Source organism: Desulfosporosinus sp. HMP52 (assembly GCF_000765145.1).
Lineage (GTDB): Bacteria > Bacillota > Desulfitobacteriia > Desulfitobacteriales > Desulfitobacteriaceae > Desulfosporosinus.
Window position 1 is genome coordinate 1 of the sequence record NZ_JMGA01000069.1, and the last position, 11,083, is coordinate 11,083.

An 11,083-nucleotide genomic window follows, 5' to 3' on the forward strand; every position below is an offset into this window, starting at 1 on the left:
GCGACTTGCTTTATATTAAATGCTTATAGGATAAAGAATCAATATTATGAAAGGGCGTGTTAGAAGAGATACCGACTGTAAGTTACTTTAAGTGTGGAGTGAAAAAGATGAGCATCGTTCAAGAAATGTTGGAAGGAATTTCGGTCCCCCGAATGATCAAAGTGAAGCAAACGTTTTGTTCCGATCGAATCGATAACGTAACACTGGAGCTAAGAAAGGAACTTAACAAGCCTCAAATCCTAGAAAAGATTAGTCCGGGAAAGCGAATAGCTGTAGGAGTTGGCAGCCGAGGGATAACAAATATCGTTCTCTTGGTTCAGGAAACTATAAAATTTCTAAAAGAACGTGGAGCTGACCCTTTTATTATTCCGGCTATGGGGAGCCACGGGGGGGCAACCGCTAAGGGCCAGGTTGAAATACTTGAGAGTCTAGGAGTAACCGAAGAAGCAGCGGGTTGTCCCATAGTATCGAGTATGGATGTTGTTGAGATTGGAAGCATTTCTAATGGATTGCCTGTATTACTTGACAGAAATGCGGCGGAGGCCGATGGGATTGTTTATATAGCTAGAGTTAAACCGCACACAGCATTTCGAAGTAAATCTGAAAGTGGTTTAGCGAAAATGATTAGTATTGGCCTCGGCAAACACAAAGGAGCATCCATTTGTCACTCTTATGGTTATCGAAACATGGCAAAACATATTTTGGAGATTGCTGAAGTGGCGTTAAAACAAGCATCAATCCTTTTTGGGGTTGGGGTAGTGGAAAATGCCTATGACGAAACGATGCATATCAAGGTGGTTCCCGCCGAAAAAATTATCGAGGAAGATCAACGTTTGCTCCCAATAGCCAAAGAAAACATTGCGAGAATTCTAGTTAAACCGATAGATGTTCTCATTGTAGACAAGATCGGAAAGGAAATCTCCGGTGAGGGAATGGATCCCAACGTTACGGGTCGGTATGTTTCCCCTTATGTCGGTGGTGACAGCAAAGTCACGCAAATAGCTGTTCTTGATTTGACTGAAAATAGCCATGGTAATGCTACGGGTATGGGATCTGCAGATTATATTACACGTCGTATTTTTGAGAAGCTCGACTTTGATGCAATGTATGCAAATTGTATTACAGCGGTATTGCCAAGTGCGGCTAGGACCCCCATTGTCTTGAATTCTGACTATGACGTAATACGAGCAGCCATTCGGACATCCGAGGTTCCTGATTTGAATACGGCCCGGATAGTAAGGATTCAGAACACGTTGAACCTGGAAACTATCATGATTTCCGAGAGCATGCTCCAGGAAACGGGTAATAACCCTAATCTTAGTCTCTTGAGTGAGCCTTTTGAATTACAGTTTGATATGTATGGGAATTTGCTTAATATTTAATACTTCATTTTAATTACGTTATCTTAATTACGTTATATATTGTTCGCTTGAACAATATAAAAACTCAAATATCAGGTCTTTAAAAGTGAAGGGAGAGAGTTTAAGTTATGATGAAATTTGCCCGCAAACCCGCAAAATTATTGGCCGCTGCCCTTTGTATCGGATTATTAGCAACAGGTTGTAGTAGTGGGGGTAGCAAACAAGCCTCTTCTAGCGACGGTAAAGAGGTTATTGAAATTAAATTAGCCCATGCTTCACCTGCTGTTAATGACAGGTTAGAGATCGCGGCCCAGGCTTTCAAGAAATATGTTGAAGAAAAATCAAGTGGGAAATTAAAAGTTACAACCTACCCAGATAGTCAATTGGGAGCGGAAAGAGAGGAATTAGAAGGTATTCAGTTAGGGTCAATCCAAATGGGCGCCTTGAGTTCCGGTCCACTTCCAGGAGTTTTCCCAAAAATCATGGTCTTTGACCTACCTTATCTGTTTAGTACCCAAAAAGCTGCTTATGAGGTACTCGATGGTCCTGTAGGAAAGGAAATACTTGATTTAATGAAGGCTGAGACAGGAGTCCGAGGGTTAGCGTGGGGAGAAAATGGCTTTAGACATTTTACGAACAGTGTAAGACCTATCAAACAGCCATCGGATATGCAAGGGTTGAAAATCCGGACGATGGAGAATCCGGCTCATATGGCAATTGTTAAGTCATTAGGTGGAAGTCCGACCCCTATGCCTTTTAACGAAGTTTATACAGGGTTGCAGCAAAAAACCATTGATGGTCAAGAAAATCCATTATCACTGATTGTTTCTATGAGATTTTATGAAGCTCAAAAGTATTTAACTTTAGACGGACATGTATACAATCCTTACATTTTAATGATTAATGATGATTTCTATAATGGCTTAAGTGATGACCTGAAGAAGATTGTTGATGAAGGATCTCTTATCTGGCAGAAAGTAGAGAGAGAGGAAAACAATAAACAGGTTAATGCCGGGTTGGAAAAATTGAAAGCTGAAGGCTTGGAAATCACAGAACTTTCACTGGAACAACATAAAGCTTTTAGAGATGCGAGTAAATCAGTTTATGAAACCATTGGCAAAAAAGAAGTTGGCGAAGAATTATTGAATAAAGTTGTCAAAGCTGTAGAAGAGGCTGAAAGCAAAAAGTAGAGATTAGGTTTATTAATAGAAGCAATTGGTTTCCTTAAAATCCATAGATAAAGATTTTATAAAAAGCCAATTGCTCCTTTTTTACCAATTCTAAATTGGAGGTTGATAAGGAAGATGGGAATAGTCAATAAAATAAATGATATATTGACCTTTATCGAAGAACATTTGATTGCAATTTTATTAATTATTATGACGGGAATAGCATTTTGGGGTGTCGTAGCTCGTTTTGTTTTGGGTGATCCATTAAGCTGGGCAGATGAAGCATCAAGATATCTAAGTACTTGGGCGGTATTTTTAGGCGCGAGTTTAGGAGTGAAAAAAGGTGCTCATATTGGTGTCGAAGCATTCGTTATGATGGTTCCTAAAAAGTCTCAACAGTATATCACGATCTTGACGACCGTTATTTGTATAGTTTTTTGTTGTGCTGTTGCCTTTATAGGTTATGATTACGCATTAAAACTACTAAAAACGGGGCAACTTTCTCCGGCAATGCGTATTCCGATTGTTTGGGCCTATGCTGCAGTACCCGTAGGGTGTCTCCTAATGACCCTTCGCTACTTCATGCTTCTTATTAACCAGATCATAGATCTAAAAGGTAATGCTAGTAAATCTATTTCCGGAGGTGAAGTAAACTAATGAGTGACATACTTATGATAGTGTTTGCTGTATTAATCGTACTTAATGTGCCGTTAGCTATCGGTATGGGATTATCCTCTCTAGCAGCCATCGCAATTACGGCAAAAGTACCTTTATTCTTAGTGGCTCAAAGAATGTTTACAGGTCTAGATTCCTTTACGCTTTTGGCTATCCCACTTTTCATGATTGCAGGGCGTTTAATGGAAAGGGGAGGAATATCAAAACGTTTGATTAGTCTGGCTACAAATATCGTCGGTTCAGTAACTGGTGGTTTAGCCATGGTAGCTGTTCTATCTTGTATGTTCTTTGCTGCTATCTCGGGATCGGCACCGGCTACTGTCGTTGCAATCGGCGCTATTATGGTGCCTGCCATGATTAAAGCAGGTTATGACAAGGATTTTGCTGTTGCTTTAATGGCCGCAGCTGGGACCATCGGTGTTATTATCCCTCCAAGTATACCTTTTGTTACCTACGGAATTTCCATGAGTGCCTCTATCGGGGATTTATTCAAAGCGGGGCTTATTCCGGGAATGCTGATGGGTCTTTCCTTAATGGCGGTATGCTATGTAGTCGCCAAAAAACGGGGTTATAAAGGAGCGGCTAGACCCACCTTAAAAGGGTTTCTTTTGTCACTAAAAGAATCAATTTGGGGACTCATGATGCCTCTGATTATCTTAGGAGGAATTTACGGCGGGATATTCACGCCAACAGAAGCGGCTGCAGTTGCTTGTGTATACAGTCTTTTGGTTGGCGCATTTATTTATAAAGAGTTAACGTTTAAAGAAATGATTACTAGCTTTTCTGAAGCCGGCGTAACTTCCGCAATGGTTATGTTGATTATTTCGACAGCTACCGTAATGGGTTGGGTCTTAACAACCGAACAAATTCCGATTCAAGTAGCGACATCCATTTCGGCGCTTACTCAAAGCCCTGTCGTGTTCTTACTATTAGTGAACATCGTACTGCTCATCACAGGATGTTTTATGGAGCTCAATGCAGCAATTATTATTTTAGGGCCTATATTCCTTCCTTTGATCATGAAAATGGGCATAGACCCCATTCATTTTGGGGTCATTATGGTGGCCAATATGACAATCGGCCTTCTAACTCCACCTCTAGGAGTCAATTTATTCGTTGCAGGTAGTCTTGAAAAAGGGGTTACGTTTAAAAAGATTGTCATTGCTGCTATGCCATTTCTAATGGTGTTACTTTTCGATTTAGTCTTATTAACCTACATTCCCGAATTGTCACTTTTCCTAGTAAGATAATATTCCTAAATTAGGGGATTAGGTGGACGGTTAGTAAAATAAGGGGTGATTTTCTTGCTTAAACCAGAAATTGTAAAAAAACTAATTAAGATCCTTGGCAAGGAAAATGTGTTTACTACTAAAGAAGATCTAATTTGCTATTCCTACGACTCTACACCTCATGATCATCTGCCCGATATTGTCGTTGCACCCGCAAATACTCAAGAAATTGTAGCTATCATTAAATTGGCAAATGAACATAATTTCCCAGTAGTACCTCGCGGAGGGGGTACCAATTTATCCGGTGGAACTGTACCTATCCAGGGCGGTTTGGTCCTGGCACTTCACAGGATGAACAAGATTATCGAAATCGATACTGATAACTTGACTGCTACTGTGGAACCCGGAGTAATCACGGCGACATTTCACCAGACAGTGGAAAAAGAGGGTCTCTTTTACCCTCCGGATCCCCAAAGCATGTTCATGTCTACTATGGGCGGAAATGTAGCTGAGAATGCCGGTGGCCCACGTGGCGTTAAATATGGGGTAACTAAGGATTACGTTCTTGGTGTAGAAGCTGTTACCCCCACTGGAGAAGTGGTCAAAGTCGGTGGGAAAACAATTAAAAATGTAAGTGGCTATGATCTAATTCGTCTATTCGCCGGTTCTGAAGGTACTCTAGGGGTCATAACGCAGATTACTCTAAAGCTTATTCCAAAGCCTGAAGCCAAACGGACAATATTAGCTATATTTGATCATCTAGATGATGCAGCCAAGACGGTATCGGGCATTATCAAACAGCGAATTATCCCTACCACTTTGGAACTCATGGACCAGAAAACGATGGAGTTAATCGAAGGCTACATACCTTCAGGTCTGCCCACGGATGCTGAAGGGGCACTTCTTATTGAAGCGGACGGTAGTGCGATCGATGTTGATCGACAGATTGGGGTAATCGAACAGATGTGCAAAACCTGTGGTGCACGAGAAGTGAAAGTAGCTCAGGATGCAACTCAAGAAGCTCAACTTTGGGCGGGACGGCGGAGTGCATTTGGCGCTATGGCACGCAGTGCGCGGCAGGTATTAGCTGAAGATGCCACGGTACCTCGTAGTAAAGTTCCTGATATTGTAAGGAGTATCCAACAGATAGCTGCTAAATACCAGTTGACCGTTCCTACGCTCGGGCATACCGGTGATGGCAATATGCATCCGAATATCCTTGTGATGAAACAGGATGAAGAGGAAATGAAAAGGGTAGATGCTGCCATAGATGAAATGTTCAAAGCGGCGCTTGATTTGGGTGGAACCTTGAGTGGAGAACATGGAATCGGACTGTCCAAGCAAAAATACATGAAATGGCAATTCGACAAAGCGAGCCTAGACATGATGAAGGCAATTAAGAAGGCTGTCGATCCAAACAACATTCTTAATCCTGGAAAAATCTTCTTAAAGGATGAATAGAATTATGGAATTACTTGATAAGCTTAGCGAAGAGACAGATAAATGTATACGATGCGGCTTGTGCCAGAAGGTCTGTCCAATCTATGCGGAAATGCGCTCAGAACCCTTTGTAGCTCGGGGCAAAGTGCGACTTGTGAAAGAAATCATCAAAGGAGATCTCGAAATATCCGATCGATTCAAGGAAATTATGGACTTGTGCTTAGATTGTGGGGCCTGTGTAGCAAATTGTCCTGCTACGGTGAAAACCAATCATCTTGTCTTGGCGGCCAGAGCTAAAGTAACCTCAGAGAAGGGGTTGCCACTAATAATGAAGGGCGCCTTGCACGGGTTTTTGCCAAATAATAAGGCACAGGCGTTAGCTGTAAAAATGGCTTACTTTTACCAACACAGTGGGCTACAAAGCGTTTTGCGCAAGAGTGGCTTGTTAGAAACTCTCTCTAAAGACTTGAGTCAGAAGGAAGGGGTTATGCCTGAATTTGCGCCAAGAACCTTCAGGAGTATGCTTTCTGATTTGCCTCTAAAGAAAAGCGGCAAGATACGAGTTGCCTATTATCTAAGTTGCATGACCAATATGGTTAATCCCGACTTAGGGAAAGCTGTGATCAAAACGCTTGAATACCATGATTGTGAAGTGATCATTCCAAAAGACGTTCAATGTTGCGGAACGCCGCATCTGGCTTATGGAGATACCCAAATAGCGAATCAAATAGCTGAGAAAAACGCTCGTTTGCTCATGGAAACCGGAGCAGATTACATTGTATCTGACTGTGCAACCTGTGGTGCAACTTTAAAAAAATACGATGAGATGGTTTCCAATGCCAAAGGCTTTTCCGATAAGGTTTATGACATTTCCGAGTTTCTGGTAAAGATTGCTGGCCTCCGTGTAGGTAAAAAACCAGTTAAAGGAGTTGTGACCTATCATGACCCCTGTCATTTAGCTCGTGGACAAGGAGTGAAGAATTCTCCGAGACAAATTCTTAAATCTATACCCGGACTAACGCTAGTAGAAATGGAAGAAGCAGATCGGTGTTGCGGTGGTGCAGGAACTTTCAATGTGATGCATTATGACTTATCCATGCGAATTTTAGATCGGAAGATCACGAATATACAAAACGTAGACCCGAACTTTTTGGCTACTGGATGTCCTGCATGCACAATGCAGTTAGAACATGGTTTAGCTCAGCATAGTATGGCTGTTCCGGTCATACATCCTATTAAACTATTAGCTGAGACTTACTAAAGTCTCAATGTACGAATACATTAGGCTCAATTATACATAAGGGAGAAGAAATATGGCAAGAGGCTTACTGATTGATCAGAATGATACAGTAATTTTAGCATTAGAACCGGTAAAAAAGGGTGAAAGAATAACTAACGGTGATGTTACTATAACGGTAAATGAAGATATACCACAAGCTCATAAAGTAGCAATAAATGATATAGCAGTGGGCTCTCAGATTATTAAATATGGGTGTAATATTGGTATTACTACAGCTCTAATAAGAAAAGGAGATTGGGTACACAGTCATAACTTAAAAACTTGCTCAGAAGACATGTATGAATATCATTATGAACCTAACCATAATAATTTGGTTGTTCCACCGGAAAAGCCTATCGGTACCTTCAATGGTTATCGCCGTAAAGGTCAATATGCTGGAATTAGAAATTATATTGCAATTATACCGTTAGTATATTGTATAAATGGCCCTATAGAAAAACTTGCACGTGTTGCTAATGAATTAATGCCTAAAAATGATAGTTTTGATGGATTCTTAGCACTCCCGCACTCGTGTGGATGTAGTCAGTCAGGAGCAGACTTACAGAACTTGGCAAAGATTATGGCTGGCATTGCCCAAAATCCTAATATGGGTGGTGTAGTGTTTGTAAGCTTAGGTTGTGAAGTTTGCACTCCAGCTATCGTAAAACCTTATCTAAGAGATATGGATGAGGAAAGAGTCAGATTCCTGGTTCTCCAAGAAACGGAAGATGAAATGGAAGCAGGGTTAAAGCTTTGCAAAGAGTTATATAATATAGTATCTAACGACAATAGAGAAACCTTAACCATGGATCATTTAGCGATAGCTCTAAATTGTGGTGGTTCTGACGGTTTTTCGGGTATTACAGCTAACCCTGTAGTCGGAAAATTGACTGAGCGATTGGTGGCAGAAGGCGGTAGTGTTGTTATGTCTGAAGTGCCAGAGATGTTTGGGGCTGAGCATATTCTAATGCAACGCGCAAAGGATGAACAAGTATATAGTGACTTGGTGAAAATGATTAATGGTTATAAAGAATATTTTAGTCGTTATGGAGTAGAAGCAAGCGGCAATTCAACTCAGGGGAATAAAACAGGTGGATTAACAACCATGGAAGACAAGTCTTTAGGGTGTATTCAAAAAGGCGGCCGCAGCATGGTATCCGATGTACTCCCGTATGCAGGACGATTGCGTCGTCCTGGATTCACACTACTGACAGGGCCCGGCAGTGATTTGGTTAGTATTACTGCTCAGATTGCAGCTGGAGCAGTATTGACAGTCTTTACTACGGGACGAGGAACACCCGGTGGATATGCCGGACCGCTATTTCGCTTATCTACTAATAATGAGTTGGCTAAGAAGAAACCTCACTGGACAGACTTCAATGCAGGAAGAATCGTCGATGGGGAGGATTTGGAATCTTTAGGTCAAGAATTATATAAACTTATTATGGATACAGTTAATGGTCAATTAGTAACCTGTAATGAAAAAAATGGATATTATCAACTAGGATTTCTAAGAGATGGAGCTATACATTAAACCTAAAAGTTGCACAATTGAGTCTTAATTGTTTCGTGGCAATTACTTCTTATTATTAAGAGGGGGAAAAGGTAATGCTTAAAGACCTAATTCTTAAAAATCGTACATATCGAAGGTTTTATCAAGAAGAATGCGTTTCTATGAATACCTTGAATGAAGTGATTGACCTCGCTCGGTTGACCTCTTCTGCTGCGAATATGCAATCTCTCCGCTACGTCCTATCCGTTGATAAGGTGAAAAATGAGCAGATCTTCAAAACCATAAAGTGGGCTGGTTATTTAGCCGATTGGGACGGACCTGAAGAAGGGGAAAAGCCAAGTGCCTATATTGTAATGCTTAACGATAAACGGCTTAGAACAAATTATCTCTGGGATCATGGTCTGTCCATTCAGAGTATACTCCTCGGATTAACTGAAAAAGGATTGGGTGCGTGCCAATTCAACAGTATTAACCGTGTAGTTTTAGCTCAAGAACTTAATTTGCCGGAATTCTATGAAATAGTTACAGTCCTGGCTATAGGTAAGCCCAAAGAAGTAGTTGTTCTTGAAGAAGTGGATGATCCAGGGAATATTCGGTACTGGCGAGATGAACAGGGGATCCTCCATGTCCCAAAAAGGAAAATTGAAGATCTAATCTTGGATCTATAAGACTCTATTGAGTCGTTTTTTCTGTTGGACATCTTAGCCAAAAGAACGCTGTCGCCCTTAGGATGTCTTCCCCACCTGAAGTTCACGAAGAAGAACCCCCACTTATAGAAGTGGGGGTCTTGAGAATTGGATTACTGCTCAAAAGTGAATAATTTCTTATACTCTTCTGAAATCTTTTCTGCAGTATTTATGATCATTGGAATTAGTTTCGTTTCGGTTTGTTCATCCATCCTAACCTTTGGAGCGGTGACACTAATTGCAGCAATTACTTTATTCCCTAAACCAAATATAGGGCTGCTGATACAGGATAAGCCTAGATAAAACTCTTCTACCTCCGTAGTATATCGGCTTTTCTGAATTTCCTTAATCCGTTTTATTACTTCTTTCCTATCCGTAAGTGTAAATGGTGTACGCCCTTCTAGTTTTTCTGGAATTGTTAAATCGATTTCAGCATCGGTTAGATCTGATAAAAGGCTCCTTCCCAATGCTGTGCAATAAATTGGATAAGAATCACCGAGTGTAAAATTGGGGCGAAGGAGTTGCTTTGATTCTACTAGATCAATATAGCTACACAAATTATCATGTCGAACAGCTAAGTTCACATTTTCATCACAGAAATCGTTTAGTATCTCCATATGTTTTCTTGCATGATCTTTCCATTTAAGATAGTTTGCGTTGTTGGTATTATTCAACAAGCATCTTGGTGTTAAACGATATTTTTTGTTATTCGTATTTTGGTATAGATAACCTTTCATCTCTAAAGTATTTACGATTCTCTGAACGGTACTGTCGGGTAAATCAATAAGTTCACCGATTTCGGTTACCCCATATTCATCGCTATCTCTAAAACATTCAAGAACGTTAAGTCCTTTGTATAAAGCTTGAATATAAAATTTTTCCTCATGTTTTTTCATTTCTGTCCCCGCCTTATATTGGAATTATATATTCCATTTTATAATAAATATGTTCAAGATGCAATTGGATTCCAAGTTTTTTATTCAAAAAATATTATTACGGTTCTAACAATGGTTTAAATATGTTGTATTTTGATAGGTGATGATTCCTATAATTGACGGAAAGGAAATATACAATTCCAATTATAGAGTTATATTTGAATTGTATTTTTTGGGATTTAGGTATCCTAAAACGGATAAACACCTAAAACATCAATAAAACACATTAATAATTCCAAAATTTATTTATTTTTTAAAAAAGTAAAGAAGGATTTTACCCGAAATTATAGAATTAATACATATATAAAAGGAATCGTGAAAACCGAAATATTCATCATGACAATAGAAAAATATTTCAAATGAGAAAGGAAATTGGGATAGTGAAAGGTAAGATTCCTTTGCAGGGATATAAATCCCTGGTCAATTAGAATTTAATAAGATAGGAGAGTTATTGGTGTCAAAACGTAGGATGAAAACAATGGATGGAAATACTGCTGCCGCATACATTTCATACGCTTTTACCGAGGTAGCGGCAATTTACCCGATTACCCCGTCGTCGAACATGGCAGAGATGGTTGACGAATGGTCCGCGTTAGGAAAGAAAAATATTTTTGGTCAGCCTGTCCGGGTTACTGAAATGCAATCGGAGGGGGGTGCAGCCGGAGCCGTTCACGGTTCCTTGCAAGGGGGAGCTTTAACGACCACCTATACAGCATCTCAGGGGCTGCTTCTCATGATTCCCAATATGTATAAAATCGCTGGGGAGTTATTACCTGCTGTATTTCACGTAAGTGCG

Annotated in this window: 10 protein-coding genes; 9 read left to right on the plus strand and 1 reads right to left on the minus strand. The window is 40.3% G+C overall.

Annotated features, from left to right (window positions below; genetic code table 11):
* Positions 1–107: 107 nt before the first annotated feature.
* The 8 genes from DP73_RS20790 (at position 108) to DP73_RS20825 (ending at position 9,334) form a co-directional block, all read left to right on the plus strand.
* Positions 108–1,382 (plus strand): lactate racemase domain-containing protein, encoded by a 1,275-nt coding sequence (locus tag DP73_RS20790; protein ID WP_034602273.1) that lies wholly within the window; start codon positions 108–110, stop codon positions 1,380–1,382.
* Positions 1,383–1,489: 107 nt separating this feature from the next.
* Complete coding sequence (locus DP73_RS20795; protein WP_034602274.1) at positions 1,490–2,551, plus strand: DctP family TRAP transporter solute-binding subunit; 1,062 nt, start codon at positions 1,490–1,492, stop codon at positions 2,549–2,551.
* Positions 2,552–2,665: 114 nt separating this feature from the next.
* Entirely contained in the window at positions 2,666–3,187 is a 522-nt protein-coding gene (locus DP73_RS20800; protein ID WP_052090943.1) for a TRAP transporter small permease, read from the plus strand.
* Positions 3,187–4,455: a TRAP transporter large permease gene (locus DP73_RS20805; RefSeq protein ID WP_034602275.1), complete on the plus strand. Its 1,269-nt coding sequence runs from the start codon at positions 3,187–3,189 to the stop codon at positions 4,453–4,455. The genes DP73_RS20800 and DP73_RS20805 overlap by 1 nt, the downstream gene beginning before the upstream one ends.
* Before the next feature lie 54 nt (positions 4,456–4,509).
* The gene (locus DP73_RS20810; protein WP_034602276.1) at positions 4,510–5,895 is read left to right on the plus strand and encodes an FAD-linked oxidase C-terminal domain-containing protein; all 1,386 of its coding nucleotides are present in this window, start codon (positions 4,510–4,512) and stop codon (positions 5,893–5,895) included.
* A gap of 4 nt (positions 5,896–5,899) precedes the next feature.
* Complete coding sequence (locus DP73_RS20815; RefSeq protein WP_034602278.1) at positions 5,900–7,135, plus strand: (Fe-S)-binding protein; 1,236 nt, start codon at positions 5,900–5,902, stop codon at positions 7,133–7,135.
* Positions 7,136–7,187: 52 nt separating this feature from the next.
* Positions 7,188–8,687 carry an altronate dehydratase family protein gene (locus DP73_RS20820; protein ID WP_034602280.1) on the plus strand — a complete coding sequence of 500 codons (1,500 nt, stop codon included), beginning with the start codon at positions 7,188–7,190 and terminating at the stop codon, positions 8,685–8,687.
* Positions 8,688–8,761: 74 nt separating this feature from the next.
* On the plus strand, positions 8,762–9,334 hold the full coding sequence (locus tag DP73_RS20825) for a nitroreductase family protein (RefSeq protein ID WP_034602281.1): 573 nt from the start codon (positions 8,762–8,764) through the stop codon (positions 9,332–9,334).
* A gap of 131 nt (positions 9,335–9,465) precedes the next feature.
* On the opposite strand, the gene DP73_RS20830 is transcribed toward DP73_RS20825, so the two are convergent.
* Positions 9,466–10,248, minus strand: coding sequence for an IclR family transcriptional regulator (locus DP73_RS20830; RefSeq protein WP_034602282.1), 783 nt, complete (start codon positions 10,246–10,248; stop codon positions 9,466–9,468).
* A 508-nt stretch (positions 10,249–10,756) separates the two neighbouring features.
* Here DP73_RS20830 and DP73_RS20835 point away from each other — a divergent pair.
* The coding region (locus DP73_RS20835) for a hypothetical protein (protein WP_131428576.1) at positions 10,757–11,083 on the plus strand (327 nt) is incomplete at its 3' end.